This is a genomic window from Streptomyces sp. NPDC102451 (genome assembly GCF_044765485.1).
In the GTDB taxonomy this organism is placed as follows: Bacteria; Actinomycetota; Actinomycetes; order Streptomycetales; family Streptomycetaceae; genus Streptomyces.
Genome location: NZ_JBIWKD010000006.1, coordinates 416,474 through 430,289, shown reverse-complemented (window position 1 = coordinate 430,289; position 13,816 = coordinate 416,474). Strand labels below are relative to the sequence as shown.

The following is a 13,816-nucleotide window of genomic DNA, read 5'->3' as shown; positions in this document are numbered from 1 at the left end:
CAGGCCGTTCCCCGCCTTCTACGGTGGGGCCGTGCACCCATCCCCGCCCTTCAACGCCCCCGCCGCGCGCCGCTTGCGCGAGGCGCTGGGAATGGCTCCCGGACATGTTGCGTACGGGCTCGGCGCCCAGTACGGACTTCGGATCACCGCCGAGACGGTGATGGCCTGGGAGCGTGGGACGGCCCTGCCGGGCGAACGCGAACTGATGGCGCTGGCCGGTGTGCTGTGGTGCGCACCGGGCGAACTCCTCGCCGCCGCCAGCACCTTGCGCGAACACCGGCTGGCCCGGGATATCGCGGTGGACGACCTGGCACGGACGCTCGGGATGACGGCCTCCGCGTACCAGCGCATCGAGGAGACGGGCCGCTGGCGCGGCAACGAGCGCCAGGCCGCGGCACTCTGCGACGCGCTGGACATGTCCGCGGCGCAGTTCCTGACGGCGACCGGCCGGAACGAGGAGCTGGCGGATCTGCTGACCAGGGCGGTGACGACCCGCTGGCAGGCGTACGTACGCCCGGTGGACAAGCTCGTACCGCTGGACCGGATCCTGGTCCAGGACGTGCTGGAGCAGTTGCACGCCGACTACCAGGCCCTGATGGTGTCCACGCTGAGCTGGAACACCACGGGCCGGGACCGGGCCGGGACGGCGGGCGACGAGGGGCGGGAGTTCCTGGACCGGGTGGTCGAGGAGTTCTGGCGTACGGCCGGCATCTGAGCGACGCGCGTACGCGGCGAACGGCCGGCAGCTGGGCCGGCGCACACGGCGGACGGCCCCGGCCGCGTGAAGGGCCGGCCGGGGCTGGTCGGCTCAGAAGACCGACTCGGCCTCGTACATCCGGTCGCTGGGAACCGTCTTCAGCCGGGTCACCGCGTCCGCCAGCGGTGCCATCACGATCTCGGTCCCGCGCAGCGCCGTCATCCGGCCGAAGTCACCGCGGTGCACGGCCTCCACGGCGTTCCACCCGAAGCGGGTCGCGAGCACCCGGTCGTACGCGGTAGGCGTGCCGCCGCGCTGGACATGGCCGAGAATGACCGGCCGGGCCTCTTTGCCGAGGCGCAGCTCCAGCTCGGCGGCGAGGCGGTTGCCGATGCCCTTGAAGCGCTCGTGGCCGAACTGGTCGATCTCACCCTTGGCGTACGGCATGGAGCCCTCGGCCGGGTGCGCTCCCTCGGCGACGCAGATGACGGCGAACTTCTTACCGCGCGCGAAGCGTTCCTCGACCATCTTGACCAGGTCGTCGACCTCGAAGGGCCGCTCCGGCAGGCAGATGCCGTGGGCGCCGCCGGCCATGCCGGACTCCAGCGCGATCCAGCCCGCGTGGCGGCCCATGACCTCGACGACCATGACCCGCTGGTGCGACTCGGCGGTGGTCTTGAGCCGGTCTATGGCCTCGGTCGCGACGCCCACCGCGGTGTCGAAGCCGAAGGTCCGGTCGGTGGCGGAGATGTCGTTGTCGATGGTCTTCGGGACGCCGACGACGGGCATCCCGGCGTCGGAGAGCATGCGGGCCGCGGTGAGCGTGCCCTCTCCGCCGATCGGGATCAGCGCGTCGATGCCGTAACGGAGGGACAGTTCCGCGCAGTTCTCGGCGGCTTCGCGCAGCCGGTCGCGCTCCAGGCGTGCCGAGCCGAGGATCGTGCCGCCGCGCGCCAGGATGCCGCTGACCGCGTTCAGGTCGAGGGGCCGGAAGTGGCCGTCGAGCAGCCCCTTGAAGCCGTCCTCGAAGCCGATGACCTCATCGCCGTGCCCCACCACGGCGCGGTGCACGACCGACCGGATCACAGCGTTCAGGCCTGGGCAGTCGCCGCCTGCGGTGAGAATTCCGATGCGCATCCTGCTCTGTCTCCTGCTCGCTAGTGCCATGCATTCCGGGGACCCGTCGTGAAACCCCCGTACCGTGAGCCATGACGATTGTCCCACGCCGAGCCGGGCCCTCGCGCTTCCTGCTGTGCCGCGAGCCCTGTACGCGGCCCGGGAACGGCCCGCCCGAGGCGCGGTGCCCGGCGGGCGGCTTACCTGCCCCGGTGGGTATCGTCAAGGGGACAATGCCAGCCAAACAGGACGGGAGACCACGCGTGGCGCGCAGTGTGTACGTGACCGGGATCGACCGGGGAGACGGCCGTCAGGTCGTCGATCTGGGAGTCATGGAGCTACTGACGCGTCAGGTCGACCGGGTGGGTGTCTTCCGGCCACTCGTCCACGACGGCCCCGACCGGCTGTTCGAGCTGCTGCGGGCCCGCTACCGGCTCTCGCAGAGCGCGGAGACGGTCTTCGGCCTGGACTACCAGGAGGCCTCCGCGGTCCAGGCCGAGAAGGGTACGGACGAACTGGTCTCGCTGCTCGTCGAGCGCTTCCACCGGGTGGCCCGCGACTACGAGGTGGTGCTGGTCCTCGGCAGCGACTTCGCCGCCACCCAGCTCCCCGACGAGCTGGCCCTGAACGCGAGGCTGGCCAACGAGTTCGGCGCCTCGGTGATCGCGGTGGTCGGCGGCAAGGACCAGGACGCCGGGTCCGTACGGGCGGAGACGCGCAACGCCTACCGGGCGTACGCCGGTCTCGGCTGCGACGTCCTGGCGATGATCGTGAACCGGGTGGCGTCCGAGGACCGCCAGGAGATCGCCGAACGCCTCAGGGCGCAGCTCCCGGTCCCCTGTTCCGTGCTGCCGGACGATCCCGCGCTCTCCGCGCCTACCGTCGCCCAGATCACCACCGCACTGGGCGGAACGGTTCTGCTCGGCGACGACTCGGGCCTGGCCAGGGACGCGCTGGACTTCGTGTTCGGCGGGGCCATGCTGCCGAACCTCCTGAAGGCCCTGACCCCGGGCTGCATGGTCGTCACCCCCGGCGACCGGGCGGACCTGGTCATCGGCTCGCTCGCCGCGCACAGCGCCGGCACCCCGCCCATCGCGGGCGTCCTGCTGACCCTGAACGAGCGCCCGGGCGAGGAGATACTCCGGCTGGCCGCCCGCCTCGCACCGGGCACCCCGGTCGTCGCGGTGGCCGGCGGATCCTTCCCCACGGCCGGTGAACTCTTCGCGCTGGAAGGCAAGTTGAACGCGGCGACGCCCCGCAAGGCGGAGACCGCCCTCGGCCTCTTCGAACGCCATGTGGACACCGGCGCCCTGCTGGAGCGGATCTCGGTGGCCCGCAGCGGCCGGGTCACCCCGATGATGTTCGAGCACGAGCTGCTGGAGCAGGCCCGCTCGAACCGCCGCCGGGTCGTCCTGCCCGAGGGCACCGAGGAGCGCGTCCTGCGCGCCGCCGACGTACTGCTGCGCCGCGACGTCTGCGATCTGACCCTCCTCGGGGACACCGACGTCATCCGCAAGAAGGCCGCCGACCTGGGCATCGACCTCGCCGGGACCCAGCTCGTCGACCCACAGACCTCCGAGCTGCGCCAGAGCTTCGCCGAGCGGTACGCCGTACTGCGCGCGCACCGCGGGGTGACGGTGGAGCTGGCGTACGACGTCGTCTCGGACGTCAACTACTTCGGCACCCTGATGGTCCAGGAGGGCCTGGCCGACGGCATGGTCTCCGGCTCGGTGCACTCCACGGCGGCCACGATCCGCCCGGCGTTCGAGATCATCAAGACGAAGCCGGACGCCTCGATCGTCTCGTCGGTGTTCTTCATGTGCCTCGCCGACAAGGTCCTGGTCTACGGCGACTGCGCGGTCAACCCGGACCCGGACGCGGCGCAGCTCGCGGACATCGCGGTGCAGTCGGCGGTCACCGCGTCCCGCTTCGGTGTGGACCCCCGGATCGCGATGCTCTCGTACTCGACGGGCACCTCGGGCTCCGGCGCCGACGTCGACAAGGTGCGGGAGGCGACGGAGCGGGTACGCGCCTCACGGCCGGACCTGAGGATCGAGGGCCCGATCCAGTACGACGCGGCGGTCGAGCCGTCCGTCGCCGCGACCAAGCTGCCGGCGTCGGAGGTGGCGGGCCGGGCGACCGTGCTGATCTTCCCGGACCTCAACACCGGCAACAACACCTACAAGGCGGTCCAGCGTTCGGCGAACGCGGTCGCGGTCGGCCCGGTCCTCCAGGGGCTGCGCAAGCCGGTCAACGACCTGTCCCGCGGCGCGCTGGTCCAGGACATCGTCAACACGGTGGCCATCACCGCGATCCAGGCGCAGGGCGAGGAATGACCGCGATGACCACCGACCCGAGCAGCGGAGGTTCCCGCTCCATGAACGACGCCCACCGTGTACTCGTGCTGAATTCCGGCTCCTCGTCGGTGAAGTACCAGCTGCTGGACATGCGCGACCGCTCACGGCTGGCCACCGGCCTCGTCGAGCGGATCGGCGAGTCCACCTCCCGGCTGGTGCACACCCCGCTGAAGGGCGGGGAGCCCCGCGAGCGGACCGGCCGGATCGCCGACCACGAGCAGGCGCTGAAGGCCGCGGCCGAGGAGCTGGCGGCCGACGGCCTCGGTCTCGACTCTCCCGAACTGGCGGCGATCGGGCACCGCGTGGTGCACGGCGGGCTGAGGTTCAGCGAGCCCACCGTGATCACCGACGAGGTGCTGACGGAGATCGAGCGGCTCGTCCCGGTGGCCCCGCTGCACAACCCGGCGAACATCACCGGGATCCGTACGGCGCAGGTGCTGCGCCCGGACCTGCCGCAGGTCGCGGTCTTCGACACGGCGTTCCACACGACGATGCCGGAGGCCGCGGCGCGGTACGCGATCGACGTGGAGACCGCCGACGCGCACCGCATCCGCCGCTACGGCTTCCACGGCACCTCGCACGCGTACGTGTCGCGCAGGACGGCTGAGCTGCTGGGCCGGCCGGTGGCCGACGTGAACGTGATCGTGCTGCACCTGGGGAACGGGGCGTCGGCCTCCGCGGTGGCGGGCGGCCGGTGCGTGGAGACGTCGATGGGGCTGACCCCCTTGGAGGGGCTCGTCATGGGTACGCGGTCCGGGGACATCGACCCGGCCGTCACCTTCCACCTGAAGCGGGTGGCGGGGATGTCGGCGGACGAGATCGACGTCCTGCTGAACAAGAGGAGCGGCCTGGTCGGCCTCTGCGGCGACAACGACATGCGGGAGATCCGGCGCCGGGTGGACGAGGGCGACGAGCGTGCCGCGCTCGCGTTCGACATCTACATCCACCGGCTGAAGAAGTACATCGGCGCCTATTCGGCGGTCCTCGGCCGGGTGGACGCCGTGGTGTTCACGGCGGGGGTCGGGGAGAACTCGGCCCCGGTGCGGGAGGCTGCGCTCGCGGGGCTGGAGGGTTTCGGCCTGGCCGTGGACGCCGGCCGCAACGCCGTACGGTCCGGCGAACCGCGGCTGATCTCGCCCGACGACGCGCGGGTGGCGGTCGCCGTCGTGCCTACGGACGAAGAGCTGGAGATCGCCGGCCAGACCTTCGACCTGGTCCACAACTGAGCGGGCCCGCGCCCCTTTGTATCTTCCACCAGACGGAATATTCCGCAGTGAAACAAACCGATAGGATCCGCCTCATGCGCCGTTCCAAAATCGTCTGCACCCTCGGTCCCGCCGTCGACTCCCATGAGCAGCTCGTCGCTCTGATCGAGGCCGGCATGAGCGTGGCCCGTTTCAACTTCAGTCACGGTTCCCACGAGGAGCACCAAGGCCGTTACGACCGCGTCCGCAAGGCCGCCACCGAGACCGGCCGTGCCGTCGGAGTCCTCGCCGACCTCCAGGGCCCCAAGATCCGTCTCGGGAAGTTCGCCGAGGGTCCTGTCGAGCTGGTCCGCGGGGACGAGTTCGTCATCACCTCCGAGGACGTCGCGGGCGACAAGTCCATCTGCGGCACCACCTACAAGGGCCTGCCCGGTGACGTCACCAAGGGCGACCCGATCCTGATCAACGACGGCAACGTCGAGCTCAAGGTCGTCTCGGTCGACGGCCCCCGGGTCACCACCATCGTCATCGAGGGCGGTGTCATCTCGGACCACAAGGGGATCAACCTCCCCGGTGCGGCCGTCAACGTCCCCGCGCTGTCCGAGAAGGACGTCGAGGACCTGCGGTTCGCCCTGCGGATGGGCTGCGACCTGGTCGCCCTGTCCTTCGTGCGGGACGCCGAGGACGTCAAGGACGTGCACAAGGTGATGGACGAGGAGGGCCGCCGGGTCCCCGTCATCGCCAAGGTCGAGAAGCCGCAGGCCGTCGAGCACATGGAGGGCGTCGTCGCCGCCTTCGACGGTGTGATGGTCGCCCGCGGTGACCTCGCCGTCGAGTATCCGCTCGAGAAGGTCCCGATGGTGCAGAAGCGCCTCATCGAGCTGTGCCGCCGCAACGCCAAGCCGGTGATCGTGGCGACCCAGATGATGGAGTCGATGATCACCAACTCGCGGCCGACCCGCGCCGAGGCGTCCGACGTCGCCAACGCGATCCTGGACGGCGCAGACGCGGTCATGCTGTCGGCGGAGTCCTCCGTCGGCGCGTACCCGATCGAGACGGTCAAGACGATGGCGAAGATCGTCGTCGCCGCCGAGGAGGAGCTCCTGTCCAAGGGCCTCCAGCCGCTGGTGCCGGGCAAGAAGCCCCGGACGCAGGGCGGTTCGGTGGCCCGCGCGGCCTGCGAGATCGCGGACTTCCTGGACGGCAAGGCCCTGGTCGCCTTCACCAAGTCCGGCGACACCGCCCGCCGCCTCTCCCGCTACCGCACGGCCCAGCCGATCCTGGCCTTCACCACGGAGGAGGCCACCCGCAACCAGCTCGCGCTGAGCTGGGGCGTCGAGTCCTACGTCGTGCCGCACGTGGACAACACGGACGCCATGGTCGACCTGGTCGACGCCGAGCTGCTGAAGCTGAACCGCTACAGCGACGGCGACACGATGGTCATCACGGCCGGTTCGCCTCCCGGCGTCCCCGGCACCACCAACATGGTCCGGGTGCACCACCTGAGCGGCGAGCGCGACTGACGCCGTACGACCGACACGGCTGTGGCCCGCACCCCCGGACGACGGGGGTGCGGGCCACAGCCGTTGTGCGGCTCCCGGACGGGTCTTCGGTCAGCTGTTGCCGCCGGTGAAGTAGTTCTGCAGACCGGGGACCTTGAGCGATCCGCCGAACTGCCCTGCCTGCTTCACCGTGGCGTTGGTGAAGAAGGCGAACGGCACGTTCAGCGGCGGCGGGGTCTCCGGGCTGAAGGTGACGGGGATGAGGCCGAAGAGGTTGCCCTTCAGCTCCTCCGTGTACATCGTCACCTGGCCGTTGCGGATGGTGGAGGTGGAGCCCTCCTCCGCCTTGACGTGACCGGTGGTGCCGGCCGGACCCTTCGTCAGCTGGTGCAGGTCCTTGATGTCGATGGTGTCGGCGGTGAACTTCAGCACCTTCTTGATGCTGCCGTTGTACGTCTTCACCTCGACGATGCCCGCGTAGTCGAGCCCGGTGAGCGTGAGCTTCGAGGTCTCCAGCGTCCACGGGTCGTCCGGAAGCAGCGGGAGGCCCTGCTCCAGGTCGGCCGCGGCGAGCGCCTCGGGGTCGGCGGTCGGGCAGGGGAAGCGCTCCTTGGCGCCGTCCGGGATGTCCTCGTCCTTGACCGGGTCGAGGCCCTTGACGTCGTCGTCGAGCTCCTCGACGCCCTTGCCGGCCTTCTCCGCCGCGTCACGGATGGCGTCGGTGGTCTTGTCGACCGTGTCCTTCGCCGCGTCCGTGGCCTTCTCGGCGGGCTTCGTGGTGGCACTCGCCGACGGCTTCGGGGCCTCGGTGGTGGCGCTGGGGGACGGCTCGGCCGTCTCCTTGTCCGGGCCCTCGAAGAGGTCCTTGAGCGCGTCACCGACACCCAGCGGGTCGAGGGGGTTCTTCGACTCGGTGGGCGTGGGGCTGGCCGACGTGGCGGCCTTGTCCCCGGCGGTCTCCGTGGACTTGTCCTCCTCGGAGGCGCTCGCGGAGGGCTTCGGAGCCGCGGTCCCGTCGTCCTTGCCGCTCTCCTCCTTGCCGGCGTCGTCCTTGCCGGCGTCGTCCTTGCCGGCGTCGTCCTTGCCGGCGTCGTCGGACGGCGTGGCGCTCGGGGTCGGCTCCGTCTCGGGTTCCTGCGACTCGGACGGCTCGTCGGAGCGGGTCACACAGGGCCCGGGCGCGAATGGGATGTCCGAGTTGTCGTCGGCCATGGCCAGCTTGGGGGTGAGACCCATGCCCACGAAGACGGCCGTCGGCATCGCGGCGAGCGCGAAGGCCTTCTTGCCCGCGGGTATGTGCAGCTTCGTCAGGAGCGACTTCCTGGGCGCCGCGTGGCGGGGCCCGCTTCGCTCCGGGAAGTCCTCCGGACCGATGTCGTTCAACTGCGTGTCATCACCCCGCACGATGCCTCCCACCGTCAGCCTCCGCCGCCGCCTTGAACAGCGTCGGCCTCCGCGGGGCCTCTGCGGTGTCGTGGGACTCCTGACGCTGCTCCGGCACCTCGGAGGTGTCGTCCCTGGACGTCTGCTGCGCCTCCGCGACGCCGGACGCCGGGGCGTCCTTGGCCTCGCCGGGCACCCAGGCGATCGAGAGGGCTCCGCCGAGGAGGGCGAACAGGAAGCCGACGATGAAGCCGCCTATGTTGGCGACGGGGATGGAGATCAGCGCGAGCAGGATCGCGGCCACACCGGCGAACACCCGCACGATGTGGTGGAACCACATCGTGAGGCCCAGCGTGATGAGCAGGACCCCGATGATCAGCGAACCCGCCCCCGCGGTGGTGGACATCGCGATCGTCATGTTGCCGAGGTGCATGTTGGCGTACGGGAAGTACGCGATGGGTAGACCACCCAGAATGGTGAACAGGCCCGCCCAGAACGGCCGGTTACCCCGCCAGGTGCGGAATCCCCGCCGGTAGACGGTGAGGTAGTGCTCGTTCTGCCCTGTGGACTCGGGGCTCATGGAAAACAGCTCCCTGGAACCGGTACTGCTGTGAGAAGAGAAGGGGTGGGCAGCCGGAGGCCCTCACGGAACTCCGGCCGCCCGGGCGAGTGCTAGAAGCACTCCTTGACGCCCTTGTGCAGCTTCAGGCTCAGGTTGCTGAGCTTGAAGGTGCCGGCGGTGGTTGCCCACGCCGTCTGCTCCACGTTGGACAGCGTGGCCGTCTCGGCACGCTGCGCGAAGCCGTTCGGGTTGACGGCCTTCTCGGTGCCGGACTGGATACCGGGCTTGCCCACCGAACCGGCGGCGACGCCGATGTCGATGTTCTCGAAGTACGCGTCCGCGTCGAGCTGTGCGACGTCGAGGTAGAGGTTCGTCGCCTCGACGGGCTTCTTCGGGTCCGTACCCGCCTTCAGCTGCAGGCTGACGCTGCCGAGACCGAAGGGAAGGTCAGGCGTGACCACCGACTGGCACATGTTGGTGATCGTGGCGCTGCTGAAGCCGGAGACGGCGACCGGGTGCGCCGCGTCCTTGCCGTTGAGGTCCTTGCCGACAGCGACGCTGCCGTACTGGACGAAGTCCTTACCGACGAGCTTGTCGGTGCTGACCTTGAAGCTCTGGCCGGAGACGCTGAACGACGCGGCGAGCGCGCCCTGCGCCAGGCCGACGCCGACTGCGGCGGTCGCGACGACGCTCGGCACCATGACCAGAGCAAAACGCTTCCATCTGGTACCACCGCGAACCTGCGAACTCATAAATTTCCTCCTTCTCGGACGTACATCTCCGGTACGGGCAGGTGCCCGCCCTGGGATGGGAGAAGTGCTACGTCCTCGGGAAGGAGAGCGCCCGGACCGGAGGCGCGTACCGCATCCGAATCACCGGCGATCACCCCCGAGCGACAACCACTGGCCGCGCGTCTGCGCGACCGGTTCGGACAGGCCCCGCCCAGGGGCAGGAACCCCCCTGTCCGCGATCGGCGCCACTGCCGCCGACCACCCGGTGGGGACCCAACAGGCCCACCTGCGCCGACTGGCCGTCGGGCTGGCGGGTATTGGACCGAGCGTGGCCGATCGTGGTGCATTCGCGGCTGTGACACAAGGGGGGTCGTTACTGGCTAGTAACGACCAGATAACCAGGATGCGACAGGGGGGTACCGCCCGGCCACACAGGGTGGCACCAAAGGGACGCGCGAACGGCGGGATTACAGCCCGAAACCGGACAGACCGCCGGAGGCGATTTACTACGAGTAACAGCGCGTTCTTTTATCAAGTTTTGGTAAAGCGCACGTGTTGATTGTCGTTCACCCGCGAAAACGGCCGTGGCGCCCCGAGGGCTCCACGGCCGTGTTGTCACATCAGAACAAGACGCGCGCCAGGGCGGTCCGGGCGGCGGTGACCCGGGGATCGTCGGGGCCGATCACCTCGAAGAGCTCCAGGAGCCGCAGCCGTACGGCGTCGCGGTCGTCGCCGAAACTGCGGCGGACCGTCTCGACGAGCCGTCCGAAGGCGTCCTCGACATGGCCGCCCACGAGGTCCAGGTCCGCGGCGGCCATCTGCGCCCCCGGCTCGGCCGGGTTCTCCGCGGCTTCCTTGCGGACCCGCTGCGGGTCGAGGTCCACGACGCGGCCCAGCAGTTCGGCCTGGGCGAGGCCCAGCTTCGCCTCGGTGTTGGCCGGGTCGTCGGCCAGGACGCTCCGGTACGCCTCGATCGCGCCGGCGAAGTCGTTGGCGTCGAGCGCCTGCGCGGCGGCTTCCAGCTGTGCGTCGTACGGCCCGGCGGGCACCTCGGCGGGGGCGTTCTCCTCGTCCCCGGCTCCCGCGTCGGGGTCGACGGCGATCCCGGTGAGACCGAACCGCTCCTCGCCGACCTGGATCAGCTGGTCCAGCGTCTGGCGGATCTGGCTCTCGGGGGCCGCGCCCTGGAAGAGCGGGAGGGCCTGCCCGGCCACCACGGCGAAGACCGCCGGGATGCCCTGGATCCCGAACTGCTGCATCAGCATCTGGTTGGCGTCGACATCGACCTTGGCCAGCACGAAGCGGCCGTTGTACTCGACGGCGAGACGCTCCAGGAGCGGGCCGAGCTGCTTGCACGGCTCGCACCACTCGGCCCAGAAGTCGATGACGACGGGCACTTCGGTGGAGCGCTGGAGGACGTCGGTCTCGAAGCCCGCCTCGTCGACGTCGATCACCAGGGAGGCGGGTGCGACGGCACCGCCGCCCCCCTGCCGGGCGGACTCCGCGCGGGCCTGCTCCGCCTTCGCCTTGGCGTCGCCGGCCGCCTTCACAGCGGCAAGGTCGACGACGCCGCTCATGGACATGTTCCTAGGCTGCATACGTACATCCTCCCCCCTGGGCGCACTGTTCCGGAAAGCGATCCGCGAACCGGTCCCGCCCACAGCCACACCGGTGTGCGTGGCTCGCGGACGGAAACGGTCCCGGGGCCCTGAAAAACCCCGTGTTCGGCGCCGGGTCCCCACCCGCCGCCTGTGGCTGTCGATCAGTCGTGGCGCCACGACGGCCGGACCGTCGCTCCTTACGCTACGACCCGTAGCGTAACTGGCGGGACCCCCTCCGGGGCAAGAGCGGGCGGTGATCTGTCTCACGGATCCCCGGACCGGTCAGCAGTACTTACCGGCCGGTATGGTCGCCGCATGCTGAGCCGCCGCCCCACCGGACCCGCCCGGTCCGGACGACCCCGCAGTGCCGAAGCCGATGCAGCGATCCTGGAGGCGACCCGTGCGTCGCTGGTCGACCTCGGCTGGTCGAAGCTGACGATGGGCGACGTGGCGACGCGGGCGGGGGTCGCCAAGACGACTCTCTACCGCCGCTGGGCCGGCAAGAACGAGCTGGTGGTGGACGCGGTCGCCGTGCTCTTCGACGAGCTGGAGCTGCCCGACCTCGGCAGCCTCGCGGCCGATGTGGAGGCCGTGGTCCTCCAGTTCGCGGCACTGCTGGAGCGGCCGGAGACCAAGACCGCGCTGATGGCGGTGGTCGCCGAGTCGACGCGGGACGAGGCGCTCCGGGACCGTATACGCGATTCGATCGTGAACCGGCAGAAGCGGCTCGTCCTCCAGGGGCGGGAGCGCGCGCAGGAGCGCGGCGAGCTGCCCACCGAGCCGGACGCGGTGGTGGCGTCCCGCACCGCCGACCTGATCTTCGACGTGATCGCCGGTGCCGTGGTGCACCGCGCGCTGGTGAGCGCCGAGCCCGTCGATGCCGACTGGGCCCAGCGCTTCACCCTGCTGCTGCTCTCCGGCCTGGGGGCCGCGGCCTCGCAGGCGGACTGACCGCGCCTCAGAAGCCGGGCGGCTCCGTGTAGACGCCCCACTCGTCGCGCAGCACCCCGCAGATCTCGCCGAGGGTCGCCTCCGCCCGTACGGCCTCCAGCATCGGCCCGATCATGTTCGAGCCGTCGCGTGCGGCGGCCAGCATCGCGTCCAGCGCGTCACGGACCGCTCCGTCCTTACGGCCCTCCTTGCGCCCGGTGAGCTCGCGCACCTGCTCGCGTTCGACCTCGTGGCTGACCCGCAGGATCTCCAGGTCACCGGTGACGGACCCGTGGTGGACGTTGACGCCGACGACGCGCTTCTCGCCCTTCTCCAGCGACTGCTGGTACCGGAAGGCGGATTCGGCGGTCTCGCCGGTGAACCAGCCGTCCTCGATGCCCCGCAGGATCCCGGACGTCATCGGCCCGATGGGGTGCTTGCCGTCCGGGTGCGCCCGGGTGCCGCGCTCCTTGATCTGCTCGAAGATCTTCTCGGCGTCGGCCTCGATGCGGTCGGTGAGCTGCTCGACGTACCAGGAACCGCCCAGCGGGTCGGCGACGTTGGCGACGCCGGTCTCCTCCATGAGGACCTGCTGGGTGCGCAGGGCGATCTCGGCGGCCTGCTCGGAGGGAAGCGCGAGCGTCTCGTCCAGGGCGTTGGTGTGCAGGGAGTTGGTGCCGCCGAGGACGGCGGACAGCGCCTCCACCGCGGTGCGTACGACGTTGTTGTACGGCTGCTGGGCGGTGAGCGAGACCCCGGCGGTCTGGGTGTGGAAGCGGAGCCACTGCGCCTTGTCGGTCCTCGCGCCGTACGTCTCCTTCATCCAGCGGGCCCAGATCCGGCGGGCGGCGCGGAACTTGGCGATCTCCTCGAAGAAGTCGAGGTGCGCGTCGAAGAAGAAGGAGAGCCCGGGGGCGAAGGTGTCGACGTCCATCCCGCGGGAGAGACCGAGCTCCACGTATCCGAAGCCGTCGGCGAGGGTGTACGCGAGCTCCTGCGCGGCCGTGGCCCCGGCCTCGCGGATGTGGTAGCCGGAGACCGAGAGCGGCTTGTAGGCGGGGATGTCGCGGGCGCAGTGCTCCATCAGGTCGCCGATGAGGCGCAGGTGGGGCTCGGGCTGGAAGAGCCACTCCTTCTGCGCGATGTACTCCTTGAAGATGTCCGTCTGGAGCGTTCCGTTCAGCACCCCGGGGTCGATGCCCTGGCGCTCGGCGGCGACCAGGTACATGCAGAAGACGGGGACGGCGGGCCCGCTGATCGTCATCGAGGTGGTGACGTCGCCGAGCGGGATGTCCTGGAACAGGACCTCCATGTCGGCGGCGGAGTCGATGGCGACACCGCAGTGGCCGACCTCGCCGAGCGAGCGGGGGTCGTCGGAGTCGCGGCCCATCAGGGTCGGCATGTCGAAGGCGACGCTGAGCCCGCCGCCGCCGTTGGCCAGGATGGTCTTGTAGCGCTCGTTGGTCTGCTGGGCGTTGCCGAAGCCGGCGAACTGGCGGATGGTCCAGGTGCGGCCCCGGTAGCCGGTGGGGTGGAGCCCCCGGGTGAAGGGGTACTCGCCGGGCCAGCCGATCCGCTCGAAGCCCTCGTACGTGTCGCCGGGACGGGGCCCGTAGACGGGCTCCACCGGGTCACCGGAGAGCGTGGTGAAGTCCGCGTCGCGCTTGCGGGCCTTGTCGTAACGGGCCTGCCAGCGGCGGCGGCCTTCCTCGATCGCAGATGCGTCCATGCA

11 protein-coding genes are annotated in these 13,816 nt (G+C 70.3%); 5 read left to right on the top strand and 6 right to left on the bottom strand.

Features of this window, described 5'->3' with window-relative positions; translation table 11 throughout:
- The first annotated feature begins 91 nt into the window (after nucleotides 1–91).
- Complete coding sequence (locus ACIRD8_RS17485) at nucleotides 92–715, top strand: helix-turn-helix domain-containing protein (RefSeq protein WP_403991864.1); 624 nt, start codon at nucleotides 92–94, stop codon at nucleotides 713–715.
- 93 nt (nucleotides 716–808) lie between these two features.
- Here ACIRD8_RS17485 and ACIRD8_RS17480 read toward each other — a convergent pair whose 3' ends face one another.
- On the bottom strand, nucleotides 809–1,834 hold the full coding sequence (locus tag ACIRD8_RS17480; protein ID WP_403991684.1) for an ATP-dependent 6-phosphofructokinase: 1,026 nt from the start codon (nucleotides 1,832–1,834) through the stop codon (nucleotides 809–811).
- A gap of 242 nt (nucleotides 1,835–2,076) precedes the next feature.
- Between ACIRD8_RS17480 and pta the strand changes: the two genes are divergently transcribed.
- The 3 genes from pta to pyk all read left to right on the top strand — a co-directional run bounded on the left by pta (nucleotide 2,077) and on the right by pyk (nucleotide 6,898).
- On the top strand, nucleotides 2,077–4,149 hold the full coding sequence (gene pta, locus ACIRD8_RS17475) for a phosphate acetyltransferase (RefSeq protein ID WP_403991681.1): 2,073 nt from the start codon (nucleotides 2,077–2,079) through the stop codon (nucleotides 4,147–4,149).
- Nucleotides 4,146–5,396 carry an acetate kinase gene (locus tag ACIRD8_RS17470; protein WP_403991678.1) on the top strand — a complete coding sequence of 417 codons (1,251 nt, stop codon included), beginning with the start codon at nucleotides 4,146–4,148 and terminating at the stop codon, nucleotides 5,394–5,396. Before pta ends, ACIRD8_RS17470 begins: the two co-directional genes overlap by 4 nt.
- Before the next feature lie 74 nt (nucleotides 5,397–5,470).
- Nucleotides 5,471–6,898 carry a pyruvate kinase gene (gene pyk / locus ACIRD8_RS17465; protein WP_403991675.1) on the top strand — a complete coding sequence of 476 codons (1,428 nt, stop codon included), beginning with the start codon at nucleotides 5,471–5,473 and terminating at the stop codon, nucleotides 6,896–6,898.
- Between the two features lie 90 nt (nucleotides 6,899–6,988).
- Here the strand turns inward: pyk and ACIRD8_RS17460 are convergent, their stop codons facing one another.
- The 4 genes from ACIRD8_RS17460 to ACIRD8_RS17445 all read right to left on the bottom strand — a co-directional run bounded on the left by ACIRD8_RS17460 (nucleotide 6,989) and on the right by ACIRD8_RS17445 (nucleotide 11,151).
- Nucleotides 6,989–8,281 (bottom strand): hypothetical protein, encoded by a 1,293-nt coding sequence (locus ACIRD8_RS17460; RefSeq protein WP_403991672.1) that lies wholly within the window; start codon nucleotides 8,279–8,281, stop codon nucleotides 6,989–6,991.
- A complete protein-coding gene (locus ACIRD8_RS17455; protein WP_403991668.1) occupies nucleotides 8,271–8,840 on the bottom strand; it encodes a DUF6114 domain-containing protein in 570 nt (189 codons plus the stop codon). The genes ACIRD8_RS17460 and ACIRD8_RS17455 overlap by 11 nt, the downstream gene beginning before the upstream one ends.
- Nucleotides 8,841–8,932: 92 nt before the next feature.
- A complete protein-coding gene (locus tag ACIRD8_RS17450) occupies nucleotides 8,933–9,574 on the bottom strand; it encodes a DUF6230 family protein (protein ID WP_382984673.1) in 642 nt (213 codons plus the stop codon).
- A gap of 599 nt (nucleotides 9,575–10,173) precedes the next feature.
- A complete protein-coding gene (locus ACIRD8_RS17445) occupies nucleotides 10,174–11,151 on the bottom strand; it encodes a tetratricopeptide repeat protein (protein ID WP_403991665.1) in 978 nt (325 codons plus the stop codon).
- 318 nt (nucleotides 11,152–11,469) lie between these two features.
- On the opposite strand from ACIRD8_RS17445, the gene ACIRD8_RS17440 reads away from it, so the two are divergent.
- Nucleotides 11,470–12,105 carry a TetR/AcrR family transcriptional regulator gene (locus ACIRD8_RS17440; protein ID WP_403991662.1) on the top strand — a complete coding sequence of 212 codons (636 nt, stop codon included), beginning with the start codon at nucleotides 11,470–11,472 and terminating at the stop codon, nucleotides 12,103–12,105.
- 7 nt (nucleotides 12,106–12,112) lie between these two features.
- Here ACIRD8_RS17440 and ACIRD8_RS17435 read toward each other — a convergent pair whose 3' ends face one another.
- Nucleotides 12,113–13,813, bottom strand: a complete 1,701-nt coding sequence (locus ACIRD8_RS17435; protein WP_403991659.1) for a methylmalonyl-CoA mutase — start codon at nucleotides 13,811–13,813, stop codon at nucleotides 12,113–12,115.
- Nucleotides 13,814–13,816: the final 3 nt, after the last annotated feature.

What these genes read in the sequence shown, in the direction of transcription:
- ACIRD8_RS17485 (WP_403991864.1), top strand. Translation starts at nt 92, where the DNA reads ATGGCTCCCGGACATGTTGCGTACGGGCTCGGCGCCCAGTACGGACTT.
- ACIRD8_RS17480 (WP_403991684.1), bottom strand. Translation starts at nt 1,834, where the DNA reads ATGCGCATCGGAATTCTCACCGCAGGCGGCGACTGCCCAGGCCTGAAC.
- ACIRD8_RS17470 (WP_403991678.1), top strand. Translation starts at nt 4,146, where the DNA reads ATGACCGCGATGACCACCGACCCGAGCAGCGGAGGTTCCCGCTCCATG.
- pyk (WP_403991675.1), top strand. Translation starts at nt 5,471, where the DNA reads ATGCGCCGTTCCAAAATCGTCTGCACCCTCGGTCCCGCCGTCGACTCC.
- ACIRD8_RS17455 (WP_403991668.1), bottom strand. Translation starts at nt 8,840, where the DNA reads ATGAGCCCCGAGTCCACAGGGCAGAACGAGCACTACCTCACCGTCTAC.
- ACIRD8_RS17450 (WP_382984673.1), bottom strand. Translation starts at nt 9,574, where the DNA reads ATGAGTTCGCAGGTTCGCGGTGGTACCAGATGGAAGCGTTTTGCTCTG.
- ACIRD8_RS17445 (WP_403991665.1), bottom strand. Translation starts at nt 11,151, where the DNA reads ATGCAGCCTAGGAACATGTCCATGAGCGGCGTCGTCGACCTTGCCGCT.
- ACIRD8_RS17440 (WP_403991662.1), top strand. Translation starts at nt 11,470, where the DNA reads ATGCTGAGCCGCCGCCCCACCGGACCCGCCCGGTCCGGACGACCCCGC.
- ACIRD8_RS17435 (WP_403991659.1), bottom strand. Translation starts at nt 13,813, where the DNA reads ATGGACGCATCTGCGATCGAGGAAGGCCGCCGCCGCTGGCAGGCCCGT.